Raw genomic sequence first — 14,830 nt, forward strand, 5'->3', positions numbered from 1 at the left:
CCGACAGCAAACTCCTTCATCAAAAATGTGAAGGTGTGAAACACCAATTTTAGGTGGGAGTCTTCTGTCGGTTGGCATAAACCAATATATTTGCTATCATTTACTTGTACAGATTGCTCTTCGAAAACTGAAGATATGAGGTTGGTTGCAGAAAAACGTTGCAACCGTAAAATCTTCAACGTTCTATCGCCCCACGCTTCTCAAAATTGCGAAAACCAAGCTAAAGTAGGTAGTATGGTGAGTTAACGTACAAGACATTTCAGTTCTCACCGTAGGGACTACGGGTAGAGCCTGCTAAGATAACCGGTGGATACATCGGTGTTCCCAGGAATCTCCCACTTCAAACAGTCCGTTAGGACTTTAAGTGGTGAGTAGTTCAAATATTCCCTAGTTGTCTATTACTCCATTCAACTAGTGTATAAGAATAAGGTGAATCGACCTTTAATTCCATATACAGTAATTGATTTTCTGGTAATATCTCTCCCTCTGTATGAATCCAATAACGCTTGTTATCCGACATATTCAATACGCGTGTCAGTCCTTGTTCTCGCCTTATTACTTTTGCAGTCCACCCAACCCAATTCATATCTTTTACCTCTGACACTCCTTGTGGAAAAGGTAGATTCTGTTCTGTTTCTAGTGGGATTGGTAACTGTTCTAGTTCCGAAAACATCTCCTCATATTCAAATACATCCTCTGGTATATCCTCATCGCTCGGAAAAGGAATTTCATATTCTGCTTCAGAAACAGGAGTATGATGAAATTCTTCAGCATACTCCACTTCTTTTACAATTTCCTTGTCCTGCTCTAACGCTTTTTCTTCTTCACCTACATTTATTCGAATAGATGTAGCAACTAAATCGTATATATTTGCTACATCCTTTTCTAAGGTAATTTCTTTCGTTGGAACAGTAACACGTTCTTGTTCCCTACCAATAGGTCTATTTTCTCTCGGACACCAATAAACAGGTCGTTCCACCGGTTCTGGTCCTTTTTCTTTTTTCTTCTCTTCTAGCAACATGTTTCTTTTGGTTTTGCAAACTACATAAACCATATAGCAAATTAGTGCGATAAGAAGTTTCGTAAACATAACTTTCCCCTCTCGTTTAACCAAATAAATCAAACTCAAATTGACCTTCAATTACTTTACTTTTTCGTTTTCCTTTTCCTTTCCCTTTCTTTTGAGAAGCATCTACTTCCACAATCAATTCATCCCATAGTGTAATGTCTTGTTTTTGTACAAGCATACGCTTATCGGCATTCAATGTTGTTAAAGTACGTATGATATCTTCTATATTCCCGTCAATTTCAAGTTTACGTTGCTTTACTACAACGCCAGGAACTTTTTCTTCTTTGATATATTCAACGGCTTTTTGCACAAATTTTGCATCTTCCATATACGATACGTCAAATGTACTCGGTAATGTCTTCACCCAGTTTATAAATTGGATCTCAATTGATTCAAACACTGGTGTAATTACTTTACCGATATTTGCAAGTACTCGCTTAGATTCTTCCGATGCTGCCTGTGTCCATTCTTCTGTTGAACCTTTTAATTGATTTCCGCTTTTAATATTTTGAATTAATAACGTCTGAAGATCTCCTGTATCACCAAGCATTGCATTCAGTCCATCACTTGTTGCATCACCATTCATTGCTTCAGCAGCTTTATTCTTTTGGGCAATTAATTGCGCCATCTGTTCTTGGAATGTTTCTCGATATCCAAGATAGAATGTTCTGCATTGCTTTGTTTGACCGATGCGCCAATGTCTTCTTGCAGCCTGATTTAATGTAAATAAGCTGAATGATAATTGGTAGAAAATTAATGTCGGCGTCGCCAGCAAGTCCAATCCTACCTTAACTAATTCTTGTGAACAGATGATAACATTCACACCGCTATTTACTTGCTCTTTTAACCATGCACTGCGTTTTGGCGGAGTAACTGTATTTGTGCGAAGTATAGCTACTTTTGCACCAGGTACTTGCTCTGCAACCTTCTGTAAACGAGGCTGAATATCTCGTTCTTTCACTGTAGATCCTGTATCAGATACATAAATGATGGTTGGACGGCCTTCAGAGATTTCAGTATGCAATATTTCTTGCAGCTTCTTCTCCTTCGGCTGTATACAATCCTCATCAAATCTGAATTCTTCGTTGGACCAAACTAATTCTCTTTCCGCATTATCTAAGTGATAGTTTGGATAGTGATTCATATTGTCTGGATACGAATTTCCTGTACGAATATAAGAGAGCCATAGTTTCCCAACATCTGGTGTACCTTTCGCCCCTTCAATCGCCTTCTCAAAAGACTCTTTCATATGCTCATAAGCCTGTTTTTGTTCTTCCGACATCTCGACAAGAATCGTAGGTACATTAATTAACTCCACAGGATTTGGCCACACATCTTTTAAGCGCACATTAATGGTTGTATCCATTAAAAATTGGGTAAACACATAAGGTGAAATACCAGGTACGACCTTGGTTTTATCTAAATTACCTTGTGCTCCACGTGAAGCTATATTAGATGTGACCTCACCATCATGGTAATATGTTCTCTCGATATTTCCGTAGGTTTCATTCCATTCCATTAAAGAGCTATATTCAAACCCACTTTTCACCATTTTTTGAGGGAACAGACGCCATAACGTATAGAATACGTCGCTTGCGCGCCCACCAAATAATGTACCTGTTCCAGCTACGACTTTCTTACAAACCTTTGCTAAACTTCCTAAAGCAGTTCCTTGTGCTGTTTCGCTCTTTAATAGCGATAGGTAAGGTTTTGAAGTAATCTCCACCTTTTCCCCCGCTCCACACCGTACGTGAACCTTTCAGCTCATACGGCGTTCCCTCTAGTTTTATCTAATAGTAATTCTTTCGAGTTTACATAGCTTCCTGAGTTGGTTGATTTTCTCAATTTGTTTTGTGTGCAATTGGAATCTATTAACATACCTTAGTACGGTGCCTTCTAGTGATGCATGGATTAATGTATGGATATCTTTATGAACGATGATAAGATTCTGAAACTCATCTGTTCCACCAAGGAAAGTGGGTTTCTTATGATGACAGTGAACATCTCTAGCTTTAAGCGGTAATCCAGTAATAAAACATTTCCCTTTTTGTGCGGAATATTTGGATAGTCTATTGTCCATATATTCGATGCTTCTATTAGGAAGTCTGGATTTCATCAGCTCGGTAAGTTCTTTGTCCCAATCGAATACTTTTTCATCTGTATAGGGGTTAATGGACTGTGAATAATTTAGATTATTCTTTGTTGTAACCTGTCCTATAGGAAAAAGATATACACCTGCTACCCTGTATGTTTTACGTGTATTTTTGTAAAACTTTAGGTATGCCCCTTTCTCTGGAAGTTCATTGGGCTTGCCATACCATGCAATTTTTTTCAGTCGGTTGTTAAGAGTTCGTAAAACCCTATATTCAATGTCGCTCATATCCTTAACAATGTGCGTAGCATATTGGAAATTATTTTGGACTCCTAATACTACTGAATTGTAAAGATTTGCATTGCCGGCCGAAGGATGCTTTTGTATCTCATAGATTCTTTCTTTTAATTTCGTGATGATTTGTTTTTGTTTGTCATCATCTATATGCGAGAAGAATACCCTTTTGTTTCCCTTGATAGTAGATTTAAATTTATAACCTAAGAAGGAAGAAGACTTCTTTCGAAGATTAATAATTTTTGATTTATTTGGTGAGATTTCAAGCTTTAATCTTTTATTTAAAAAATCAACTACTGCATGAAACCATTTAACCGCTGAATCGTGAGTGTTAGTCATGATTCTAAAATCATCTGCGTACCTCACTAAGAATCCTTCTTTAAGTTTAGAATTTCTTCTAAGGTTAACGTATTTGGAATAGTTGACGGAGTATTGGTACCTCGTTTCAAAGCATTCCCATTGATCGGCTATCCATTGGTCTAAGTCATTGAGGACAATGTTAGATAGCAGTGGTGAAAGAATTCCACCTTGGGGTACGCCTTTTGTTGGTATACCTTCTCCTTTAATCGGTGCTTTAAGCATTTTGCTAATTACAGCGATTACTCGTTTGTCTCTTATGCCAATATTCCAGACTTGTTTAAGAAGAATGGAGTGATTTACATTATCAAAGAAACCTTTTATATCAATATCAACCGTGTAGTGATATTTGTTGATATTTACTAATGTTTGAACTCTTGCAACCGCATGTCGTGTAGTACGTGTTGGCCTAAAACCATAAGAATGATTGTAGAATTTCCCTTCGCATATTGGTTCCAGAACGTTCAGGAACATTTGTTGGACGATTCTGTCTTGTATGCAAGGAATACCTAAAGGTCTTTTCCCTTTTGAGTAATTTTTATCTATCCATACACGTCTAACCGATTTTGGTTTGTAGTTTAACACTAGTTCTCTCATATAATGAATGAACTCATCTTGATTAGTATTAGCAAGATCCAAAATCGTTTTGTCATCAGTACCCGGGGTTTTTGAACCGGTGTTTGATTTAACTTGCCTATATGCTAATAAAATATTTTCATCCGAAATGACAATCTCTAGTAGGTTCTTGAAATTCTTAGTACCCTCACGACTTCTTTGGAATAAATCATTCTGTATTCCTGTGAAATCGTAGTATTGTTTATGTCGATTTGCTATCGCGCTCATTGGTGTAGAAATCAGCTCCTCCAAGTGATTTCCAACTCACCTTCTTACCCGAAATATGAGCTACAACTCTAACTCGAATTTCTATTAGTAAAACTAGACTTGGGCCTATCCCTCCACTATGTTTCCATAGCTTCAGCGGTACTGTGACCCTACTTTCACAACCATAAACACATTTCGATTCGTTACTGAATCTTATAGTGAACTTCCCACTGATAGGTGTTTGGTATAGAAGTTGGCTGCTTACCACGTTCCAATATACCTAGCTTTACATATACCCTTAGATGGCTGCTTTACACCTGTGAGCCTTATAGTCTCTTTGTTGACTATGCCGATTTTCATAACGAATAATCTTACTCATCGGTATCTCACACTACATAAGTAGCAAGAAAGGTTTCCCATTCTTTAGTCCTATAGGCGCGTACATTCGCAGTCTTCGTCAGTTCCCCATGGAACATTCTCATCATAGGTATTTTATAGCGTCCCGGCCTATCTCTAACCATACCCTCTCTGTAAGAGTGGCTTTAGAATTAGATTCAGCCGACTTCACCTAGTTTCATACATAACGCAATGTATCTCTATCAAGATAAATGCATGTAGGAGTATTAGACTGTCAGTTTCAGCTCAACATGACGGCTTTCATTCCTGACATCGGTATATCAGTTGTACCTAAAATACTTTTAAGCCACCTATTTCGTATCAATTAAGCGACACTTATAAGGTAACGTGTCACACATTCGTGAACTTCATCAACGATAAGAGCATCAAAGAAGTGTTTCATTTTTCTACGAATATACTCAACAGTAGCTACCTTTCGATATGCTCGTCCTGATTGTTTCGCATCATATGGCTTCACACGATTCTCTAGCTCTAGTTGCTTTTGCAGCGGCTTATTTCCCTCTTTTATTGCTTGCACTAATTTATTTTCATATTGGGTCCAATCTTTAAAACTCTCATATTTCGTTTTTACTTTTGGACTCCAAATGTTTGAATCACAATCAGCACATACACTGTTTTTATTTGTTTTCGAATCTAAGTCACTTGCCGTAAAATCTTTATACTGGCAGACTTCTTTCTGTTCACCATTAGCTTGTTGAACCATAATAGAAGACGTTTTTTTACGTAACTTAGCACCACAATCTGGACAATAGTATCCATTCTTATAATATCTTTGCACCTCTTCCTCCGATTTCTTGGAAAGTGCAATTTGTTTATAAGGTAATGGCATCTGTTTAATAGAATCCCCTCGCATTGTAGTAAAACTAATGACAAAGAAGGTTGGTTTTTCTGGTTTTGGTCTTCCAGCCTGGATCCAAGATTGATGAATGCGAATTAAATCCTCTGTACGTTTAATCAGATGTACTTCTGCGTCTGGTATTAAGTGTCGTATTTCTTCTTTTGCCCACTTCTCAGTTAGAGTCGGTGGAACAAATACGCAGGTACGATATCCCTTTTGTCCTGTCAAATGGAAATATCCATCTACTGTCGCTGTCATAATTGCACTTTTTCCGCTCGACATTTCCCCCTGTATAATGATCCCTTTTTGTACTTGTAATGCTTTTGCTGCACCTGTTGCTACATGTGCCTGTACAGGGAATAATGGTCTTTGGTATGTATCAAAATGAGATAATGCCTGTTCTTTCATCGGTTGATGTAAAGGCTCATCTAATTTTGTTACCTTATCAAGCATGACAGGTGAATATTCCAATAGATATTCATTTAAATCATTAATTTCATTGATCTTTTCACCTGTACCCACTTGCGGGAATTGACATTTTCCAGTACGTATCATTTCTGATAAAAACTCTTTACAATCCTCTTCTTTTAACGCTACCTGCGCAATAGATAGAGAAGTAAATTCATTCCTATCAAAATACACATTTAATGGTTGTAACAAATTTCTTGTTAACATCTCTTCATAAATTGGCTTCGCCCATTCTTCTAAAATTGGGAGACCATACGGAGGAGCCATTAAGAAATCTCTTACTTGCATTTCTGGTGCTTCATCAATTGCCACAATATACTTTTCTTCTAATTCTTTAGAAAACGCAATAATTCCCTTTTTTCTATTTATTGTTTGTGTATTTATAAACTCAAATTGTCCTTTCGAATTTACATTCATTTTTTTGCCTAATACATAATGTAATTCTTCTTTTTGTCCCTCTCCAAAATACAAACGACTAGTCCCCATTGATATGGCCGCTCTGAATGACTTTAATGTACTGTCATTCGCACCTAACACTGCAAATTGCATTTGGTTGTTATGATTAACTGCCATAGCAAAGCAGAAAGCTGAATGTGAAGCAGTGCCTGTCTCCAATTGCAACATTGCTGGTGTTTGTTCCTGGTCAAATGTATCTTGTTTAATTATTTCTTGTAACATAAGTTTCCCTCCTAAAATAAAAAACGCATCTTATTCGATACGTTTCATGTCCTACTCATTCAATTTATTGGTTAAAAATCTATAAACTGTTTCCATTCTGGTAATGACTGTTCAGCCGCATGTAACAAATCACCTGCACCTTGAAAGACAGAGAGTTGCTCTAATACTTCTAAAGATGTACCTGCACCTAATTGAGAAGCACCTAAACAAATAACTGTAAGTACAATAGCAATACGAAATATACGATTGCTAAACTCCCATACAATGTATAGTGCTCCTATCCCTAACAGTACAGACATATCTCTCTTCCTTTCCTAGACAAGTTCTTTGACTTCACCAGTTGGTGTTGCGATGATAAATTTAGCGCGGCGTTTTTGTAATACAACCTCTTTCGTTGTTGTTTCCAGTTTCTCGAATGAAGTTTCAAAAAACACATTTTCAGAACCACGAACAGCATGGAGTGTATCACCTTCACCAAGCAAACCATCTGCCACACCCGTTATCAGCAATAGCCCTAATTGTCCAGAAGCAATTGGCATTTTCGCTCTCTCTGCAGCTGTTTTTTCAGCTTGAAGTGAGTAGCCATTTCCTCTATTTAATCGTTTCTTTAATGTTAAGATCCCCTCTGATTTGCCTACACCTTCATAAGCATTTTTATAATCCACGCGAGATGTGAAAATCAATTTGTTTTGATGTCGCAATTCAGGTATAACCCAACTTTTACGATTCACCATTTCTGCTAATGTATTTACATGTTCTTTAACAAAAACCAATTCTGACATATTCTCACAAAAATTAGCGAATCGATCGTTAAAATATGTATCATTTTTCGTAGCTGCACGCTTACGGCCAATAAAGACACATTGATTAAATTGCTCAAATTCGTTATTTTCATCACCAAAACGCATTAATCCAATTTCCTCGTAATTCTTGGCTAAAAAGTAGCTAATTTCATCACGGGCAAAACGATCGTATGGAATGACATACACCATAATGCCACCATCTTGTAAATAATGGTGTGCACGCTTTAAGAAGTTAAATTCCATTTTCTCTGATTTCTTTTTTTCTGTCCGAAGCTCTGTATTATACGGTGGGTTTAGAAAGATAAGTGGAAAATAGTCATGACTAGTCATCATACTTTCAAAGCTAGAGCGTATCACTACATCTAATTGCTCTTTTGCTTTGTTATATCGATTTGCATCTAATTCCACACCATATGTATCAAGTTGTATACCAACTTGTTTCATCGCATCTGCAAAACTTCGTAAAATTGTACCTTCTCCACAACATGGATCAAAGCAAGCATAAGCTCGCTCTGATTCCATTTGTAATAACTGTATTAAATGATTCCCTTCTGTTAGTGGTGTTGGATAAAATCCCGCCGCTAAATCATTTCCTAAACGCATAATCGTTCCCTCCAAGTTCTTTTTTAAAAATAAAAAAAGGAAGATCCAAGTAAATACATCACTTAGTTCTTCCTTTTACCCTCTATAAACTACCTCGACTTTATTAAAAAGGTAGTTCTTCATCTGTAATTTCCGGTAGCTCATCCATACCAGCAAAAATATCATCCGGCTCTTGGGATTGCTCTCTTGTTTCCTGCTCTTTTGGTTCATCTAATTCTGTCCAAATGCTATCTTTTTTCATTTTCATATCCCTCTATCTTTCTTATTTTTCAGGTTCATATACAACTTCTTCGTAATCGAAAAAATAATCTTTCAGCTTACGTAGGATTGTACGAAACTTCGGTTCAGCTACGATCTTTGTACCATGGTAAAAACTTTGTTGCCCGACAAAGCGCCATAAGATTACGTAGCCTTCTTTTGCTTCCTGTATGCCTTCAATGTATAAAGCGATTTCTTGAATAGCAACCTTCTCATTAAGAGTATCTGGTTTAAAGTATTGAAATTTCCCATCTGGTAATATAATTTCAGCTTCAAAACATCCTCTCATTTGATTCACTCTTGCTCTGGATTCAGATGACATTGCTGCTGCAGCATATGATTTCTGATTTTTTTCCATTCGTGTTTTATGTTCCTCTACTGTTGGTACTAGTTGTAAGTGTCTACAATCTTTTTTCATTTTACTATCTCCTCTACTGTTTAATTTGTTATTTTATGAATAATAAATAACCCCGCCTGCAAACTTGAAAACAACACAAAAAGGGCTTCTTCAAGTCGATTAATAATGTGCATAGCAAAATAAGCTATAAATACACTAATCGGCTCAAAGAAGCCCTTTCATAAATGAAACAAGACGCAACTTGCTTCTACAACTCAACCACAACACAAAAAAAGGTGTGGGAATAAACGGAATCAAATAAACTAACAATATAACTATATATTACACAATTAAGATTATGGTAGCAAGATATTTTCCAATTTTTAAAGAAACATTGTACTTGAATTATTTCTAAAGCAATGATACCTCTCTTTTTTCAAAATATATAGAATGTTACAATTGTATAAATGCTATATATATCATTTTTTTACATGGAGGAGACAATGTTGGATACTTTAAGTAATTTAAGAGATTTAAAGAGTGACATGATGGATAAGGGTTGGTGTATTGATTCTTTTGTGTTTAAATATAAAAAGCAAGAGTATATTGTGTTGGTGAAATTATACATGAAAAACGAAAAAGTACCAGAATTTGCTTTGTTAAAATTAGAGTTTTTAAATAGAAACAACATTGCAGACAAATTAATTACACCAGCAAATGCAGTTAAACTTTTAATAGATGCGAAGTCATTAAGGACGTATTTTGGTATCCCTTTTGGAACTAATGTCGGAGATGCAATTCAATCATTTTATCAAACATTATCAAAGTTCATTCCAAAGAAAGTAAGTACAAAAAAACCATCAGATTTAGAAGTTGCCATGGTTGCTTCACTTAGTAAAAGCGATAGAGATGACCCCAATAAAATATACTGCTACAGCGTGAAAAGAAATCCTGAAAAAGCAAGTGGTGGATATGGAGAACGTAGTCCATATAACGATAATAAAGCAAGAATTTTACGCCCTACACTATATGAGAAGTTAAAAAATGAGATACATGTAAGCTTTAGATTTTCAGCTGACCCTAACAAACATGAAGAAGATAGCACCATTTTGTATAACTGGAGCCAAAATATTAGCAAATAACACTCAGCTGTAAAGTGATAATAATGTTTTTTAATTCTGTTTTAAAAATATAAGAGCCTCGCTACAAATCATATTGTAGAAAGGCTCTTTAAAGTTGTTGTTTTGTTTTAAGATACTTCACTTCACTAACGAATATAACAATATAGTCGTTTGAAAATCTAAGTTTCATCCCACAATCGCGCTCAATAGTTGAAATTGGACAAGGAATTATCAGTTTTATCTACTTACTGTTCATTAAACCCTAAATTGACGGGCGGGGTAACTCCTATTTTTTGAGCAATTTTTATAAACTTTTGTTTCAACTCTTTTTCCCTACTAAATAATTCATTTAAACTGGCACGTAATTTATCTGGATAAGGCGGACTATAAAATGCTACACATAGCCACCGAACAACTTGCTCGTCTAATACATTATTTGAAATATAGTGACATATGGGATTAATATTGCTATTTGCCCATTTAAAATCAACACCTGATACGCTGATACCATCGTCCATTGTAAATACTCGCTCTTTAAAGACCGTAAGGTAGCCGTTTTCAATTAAAGTCTTGTAATCAAGGTCGTCAGATGGAGTCGTGTTTTTTAAATTCAACATTAACTTTTCAAAAGCAGTTCTCTTACTCTTCTCTTCAACAAGATTGTTACGTAACAGTGCCGCGAGTAACTTATAGGGATTATTTAACTCCTTCATTTTATCGTACCATAAATTATGAATAAACTGCTTATCCCCATCGAATAAAGCTATACGCTGAGTGTATTCCGAAATGAAAGCATTGAAAATATTAAAGCTATTTCCATCCTTTAAAAATCGGATTAATTCTGTTGTAAACGGATCTCCTAGCTTAAAGATTTCATCCCAAAATTTATTCATATCCTTATTTTCGAAAATCATAAAGAAAGGATCAATTTCTTCAAATATTAGCTGAACCTCTTGGTAAAAGCTTATCAAATCCTCATCGTATAAAGAGTGCTTTATTTGCTGCATGATGTGAGAGAAATCTGTGTTTTCTGGTGTGAATTTGTGGTCAAAATGCTTTTCAATACTATCTAATATCGCAGTTCTACTTCCTCGGACAACAAGTTTTGGTAAATAAGATTGCATAAATGTCCAAAAGGACTCTACATGTGCATAATTAATTTCGTTTTCCTTGGCGTGTGCAGCATCATTTCTTCTATCTCTCCAGTAAGATAGATGCCGATTCATCTCTTCTCGTTTTTTGTTGTCTTGAAGAAATATTGGATTCCTGGAGTAACCAGTTATCGTATCAAATACGGTTTCTTCCCATTTAGAGTCATTATTTACATCTCTTTGTATACTTGTCCATGCCCCTTCTGGAACATTATCTGGACACCTAGCATCTAAGAGCCGATTCTTGATAATCTTTTCGAAACCTAGATAAGAAAAAAGTAATCCGGCTCTATACGCTCCTGCTTTATAACATGTAAAACCCTCATCAAGAAGGTTTGTTACCTCTATAGGAAAGTCTTGTTCAACCATCCATTTTTCTATTGGCAAAATCATATAATTCTTCCCCTCTTCAAATCTTATTTTAATAAATGCTGCATACATCCATTCTACAGGGAATTTATTAATCATTTAAGCATGTTTTCCAGCAATATTTTCATAATAAAACATATGTGCTCCTTAACAATATAGCCCGCATTTTTAACTGCTTTATTATTTTTTAAATAAGTTTATTACTTTAAATATATATATATATATATTTATTAGACAGCTGATAAGTTTATATGGGAATATAGACTTACTAGTTTTATAAAATACAAATTTTAAAAGGAGTATTCCAAAATGAATAATGCCGAACTAATTTTTGATAGGTTGAAAAAATATGGGTATAAAGAGATTTCACGTATGATAAACCAGCACCAGGAAGAATCAGTATTCTTAGACTTCAAATTAAAAAGTGTTCCTGATGGTAGCAAAATTTCTAAAGATGATAAAAGGAACTATGCAAAAGCGTTATCAGCATTTGCTAACACCTCTGGGGGAGTTATCGTTTGGGGAGTTAATGCGCGCAAAAATGAAGATGGACTAGATGCCGCTAGCAATGAAGAACCTATAATTAATGCTAAAGCCTTTCAAACAACTTTAAATAGTTTACTTTCAGATGCACTAACTCCTTTATTACCTGATATTCAAAATATATTTATTCCTAAATCCGATACCAATGATGGGTTTGTTGTAACTTATGTACCTGCTAGTGATTTACCACCACATCAAGCATTATTAGGAGAAAATAAATACTATATGCGTATTGGAGATAGTTTTAATCAAATGGAGCACTCACATCTTTCAGATGCATTTGGTAGAAGACAAAGACCTGTTTTAGAAGTGCATTATGAAATACAACAGCGTCTACTTAGTGGTTCCGGTCCTGAAAGGGAACATGCTTTATCCCTTATAGTTGGTATTCGTAATATAGGAAGATATGTTGCTGTTTATCCTGCAATTCAAATCAAAGCAGAAAAAAATCTTTATTTACTTGAAGGATATGAAGAAGCTCTTAAATTAGTTCCCCAAACAAACGATTCTCGAAAGAAAAATGGTTATATGTTTGCAGGAGGTATAGATGATACCGTTCATCCTGGAACTTATAGGACTGCATATCCTCTTCAGTTTAAATTCCGAGTTAAAGAAAAACATCTTAACGGAGAGAGTACTGAGCTAGATGATTATACTTGCTCATTTTCCTACGAGCTTTTTGCACAAGGATGTGAATCCGTAAAGGGAGAAATAGTAATCACATTTGATGAATTAAGGAAAGCTATCTCCTTCTAATATAGATTTTTTTAATCATTGTAACTACATAACACAAAAAGAGCTATTGCAAACTATATATTTTTGAAAACAAACAAAAATATATAGTTCTACAATAGCATTTATTAATTAATTTACAATTTATAACAGATCAACTACCTCTTGACGCTCAATCCACTTATCTAATTTATTACGCGTTTCTTCGCTTAATCTTTTCCTTTTACCTGTTAATAATTTCGAAAGATTAGATGGTGATATCTCTATTTCTTTTGCAATATCTCTTAAACTACACTTATTTTCTTCTTTATAGTGGAGAATCTTCTGCTGATACCAACTAATATCCCTATTTACCTGTTGCTGTTCTAATTGAGGTATTTGAATTTCTTCTGGCTCCATATCGTGTACTTCTATTACTGGGTCTTTTACTACTGTTTCCATCAATTTATTCTTAGGAGTTATTTTTTTCTTTTGTAGAAGCTCTTGCTGTAAAGATACTAACTCGTCAGTAGGTGTGACCGTTACTTTAAGGTTTAACCAATAATTTTCAAGCCAGTTACGCCCTGAACATTTCCCCTCATCAATTGGTGTTTGATATTGCCATTCCTTTATTACTTCATCACGCATTAAGTCATCAAGCGTTTTTTCAAAAACATTCCTTATTCTAGCAGGGTTTTGATTCATACTTACACCCATAACACTTAAAAGACCTTTTGGGCCACCGATTGAATAAGGGTGTACTAAATGCTGGTAAGCCTGCTGAATTCGCCACCTCCAACTTAAATACCTGGTTAACCTTTTATGATATCTTTGCTGTTTACTATTGTATTCAAGAGCCTTCTTCGATAATAAACCTGTCAATTTTTCCGATCCAAATAAATACTTCGATAAAAATGTTCCTGGCGCTACATTCATACTTTCAATACCCAACATTTCATCAGTCTCTATATCTTTAGCAAAGACTATTTCATCCATTACGAATAATCTTCGTACTCGTTGCTTTTTATAAGCAAGTGACTCATTAGGGTTTTCATCATCATTTAATATAACTATTTCGTTATCTTCGTTTACATATATAAAAATACTTGCAAGTGCAGCTAGACGCTCCATAATCTTTAAACGGTCCTCTTTGCGATAATAAGACTTACCATTTCTCACCTGCTTCATGCTACACATTTCTAATATTTCTTCATAACCTATATGTACAGCGCTACTTTCTGTACTTGCAGACTTTACCCATATCTCTGTTACAATGTCTAAACAGTCTGCAGTTAAATCATCCATTACACGATCAACAAAAGTAGAATCAACTAATGTATTCCACCTATTTAATTCCCCTGCACCTCTTAATTTCATGTCTCCATCATTAAAACGTGACGATACCACTACCAAACTATTACTCTTATCTGGTAGCTCAGCTATATGTGCATTTAATTCCTTATCTTCTGTAAAATTATTTTTTGCAATTGTGTCCGTTAAATGGTACATAAAACCAGCACTACTATGCTCAATGAAGCTCTGCTGCTCCTCTGTTTGTCTTTTTTCTTGTTTTTGTTTCACTAAAAGAATTTCAAATTCTTTTTCAATATCATAAGAAAGCAATTCAAATACTTCAGGTCGGTATACATCTATATGAGCAACAATTTCCATAATACCAACACCTTGCGATTCCTTATACGATATCCAATTTGCTAGCTTTTTAAAAGCAGCAGATGTATACATAGGATCATCTATATAAGTTACGTCACTATTAATTAATGTACATAGTCCTTTCCATTTGTGAAAGATTCGTTCATTATTTTTTACATTTTGAAAAAGTGGGTATGCCACTAATAAAGTACTTTGAAACAAATGTTTTAATTGGTCCATGTGGCCCTC

The 14,830-nt window shown here is 35.2% G+C and carries 12 protein-coding genes; 2 read left to right on the forward strand and 10 right to left on the reverse strand.

The features are described from left to right. Positions 1-376: 376 nt before the first annotated feature. From AU379_RS23860 to AU379_RS23890, 8 genes are all read right to left on the reverse strand, one after another. Positions 377-1,090 (reverse strand): hypothetical protein, encoded by a 714-nt coding sequence (locus tag AU379_RS23860; RefSeq protein WP_061139817.1) that lies wholly within the window; start codon positions 1,088-1,090, stop codon positions 377-379. A gap of 16 nt (positions 1,091-1,106) precedes the next feature. Continuing rightward, positions 1,107-2,795: a helicase gene (locus tag AU379_RS23865; RefSeq protein ID WP_082770000.1), complete on the reverse strand. Its 1,689-nt coding sequence runs from the start codon at positions 2,793-2,795 to the stop codon at positions 1,107-1,109. A 60-nt stretch (positions 2,796-2,855) separates the two neighbouring features. After that, positions 2,856-4,655, reverse strand: coding sequence for a group II intron reverse transcriptase/maturase (gene ltrA, locus AU379_RS23870; protein ID WP_061139818.1), 1,800 nt, complete (start codon positions 4,653-4,655; stop codon positions 2,856-2,858). 700 nt (positions 4,656-5,355) lie between these two features. Then, the gene (locus tag AU379_RS23875; protein WP_061139819.1) at positions 5,356-7,035 is read right to left on the reverse strand and encodes a DEAD/DEAH box helicase family protein; all 1,680 of its coding nucleotides are present in this window, start codon (positions 7,033-7,035) and stop codon (positions 5,356-5,358) included. Between the two features lie 71 nt (positions 7,036-7,106). Further along, a complete protein-coding gene (locus tag AU379_RS23880) occupies positions 7,107-7,334 on the reverse strand; it encodes a hypothetical protein (RefSeq protein ID WP_061139820.1) in 228 nt (75 codons plus the stop codon). A gap of 15 nt (positions 7,335-7,349) precedes the next feature. Next, positions 7,350-8,441, reverse strand: coding sequence for a DUF6094 domain-containing protein (locus AU379_RS23885; protein WP_061139821.1), 1,092 nt, complete (start codon positions 8,439-8,441; stop codon positions 7,350-7,352). 103 nt (positions 8,442-8,544) lie between these two features. Beyond that, the gene (locus tag AU379_RS30730) at positions 8,545-8,682 is read right to left on the reverse strand and encodes a hypothetical protein (RefSeq protein WP_170925789.1); all 138 of its coding nucleotides are present in this window, start codon (positions 8,680-8,682) and stop codon (positions 8,545-8,547) included. Positions 8,683-8,703: 21 nt separating this feature from the next. Next, positions 8,704-9,117: a DUF6018 family natural product bioysynthesis protein gene (locus tag AU379_RS23890; protein ID WP_000710692.1), complete on the reverse strand. Its 414-nt coding sequence runs from the start codon at positions 9,115-9,117 to the stop codon at positions 8,704-8,706. A gap of 422 nt (positions 9,118-9,539) precedes the next feature. Here AU379_RS23890 and AU379_RS23895 point away from each other — a divergent pair, with 422 nt between their 5' ends. Next, positions 9,540-10,178, forward strand: a complete 639-nt coding sequence (locus tag AU379_RS23895; protein ID WP_061139822.1) for a DUF6037 family protein — start codon at positions 9,540-9,542, stop codon at positions 10,176-10,178. Between the two features lie 224 nt (positions 10,179-10,402). Here the strand turns inward: AU379_RS23895 and AU379_RS23900 are convergent, their stop codons facing one another. Continuing rightward, entirely contained in the window at positions 10,403-11,776 is a 1,374-nt protein-coding gene (locus AU379_RS23900; RefSeq protein ID WP_061139823.1) for a hypothetical protein, read from the reverse strand. Between the two features lie 210 nt (positions 11,777-11,986). On the opposite strand from AU379_RS23900, the gene AU379_RS23905 reads away from it, so the two are divergent. After that, on the forward strand, positions 11,987-12,976 hold the full coding sequence (locus AU379_RS23905; protein WP_061139824.1) for an ATP-binding protein: 990 nt from the start codon (positions 11,987-11,989) through the stop codon (positions 12,974-12,976). A gap of 120 nt (positions 12,977-13,096) precedes the next feature. Here the strand turns inward: AU379_RS23905 and AU379_RS23910 are convergent, their stop codons facing one another. Then, entirely contained in the window at positions 13,097-14,821 is a 1,725-nt protein-coding gene (locus AU379_RS23910) for a sigma-70 family RNA polymerase sigma factor (protein WP_061139825.1), read from the reverse strand. Positions 14,822-14,830: the final 9 nt, after the last annotated feature.

It is taken from the genome of Bacillus sp. JH7 (assembly GCF_001563515.1).
GTDB lineage: Bacteria > Bacillota > Bacilli > Bacillales > Bacillaceae_G > Bacillus_A > Bacillus_A cereus.

Coding starts and splice junctions, on each gene's coding strand:
- AU379_RS23895 (WP_061139822.1), top strand. CDS start 9,540: ATGTTGGATACTTTAAGTAATTTAAGAGATTTAAAGAGTGACATGATG.
- AU379_RS23860 (WP_061139817.1), bottom strand. CDS start 1,090: ATGTTTACGAAACTTCTTATCGCACTAATTTGCTATATGGTTTATGTA.
- AU379_RS23905 (WP_061139824.1), top strand. CDS start 11,987: ATGAATAATGCCGAACTAATTTTTGATAGGTTGAAAAAATATGGGTAT.
- AU379_RS23910 (WP_061139825.1), bottom strand. CDS start 14,821: ATGGACCAATTAAAACATTTGTTTCAAAGTACTTTATTAGTGGCATAC.
- AU379_RS23880 (WP_061139820.1), bottom strand. CDS start 7,334: ATGTCTGTACTGTTAGGGATAGGAGCACTATACATTGTATGGGAGTTT.
- AU379_RS23875 (WP_061139819.1), bottom strand. CDS start 7,035: ATGTTACAAGAAATAATTAAACAAGATACATTTGACCAGGAACAAACA.
- ltrA (WP_061139818.1), bottom strand. CDS start 4,655: ATGAGCGCGATAGCAAATCGACATAAACAATACTACGATTTCACAGGA.
- AU379_RS23900 (WP_061139823.1), bottom strand. CDS start 11,776: ATGATTAATAAATTCCCTGTAGAATGGATGTATGCAGCATTTATTAAA.
- AU379_RS30730 (WP_170925789.1), bottom strand. CDS start 8,682: ATGAAAAAAGATAGCATTTGGACAGAATTAGATGAACCAAAAGAGCAG.
- AU379_RS23890 (WP_000710692.1), bottom strand. CDS start 9,117: ATGAAAAAAGATTGTAGACACTTACAACTAGTACCAACAGTAGAGGAA.
- AU379_RS23885 (WP_061139821.1), bottom strand. CDS start 8,441: ATGCGTTTAGGAAATGATTTAGCGGCGGGATTTTATCCAACACCACTA.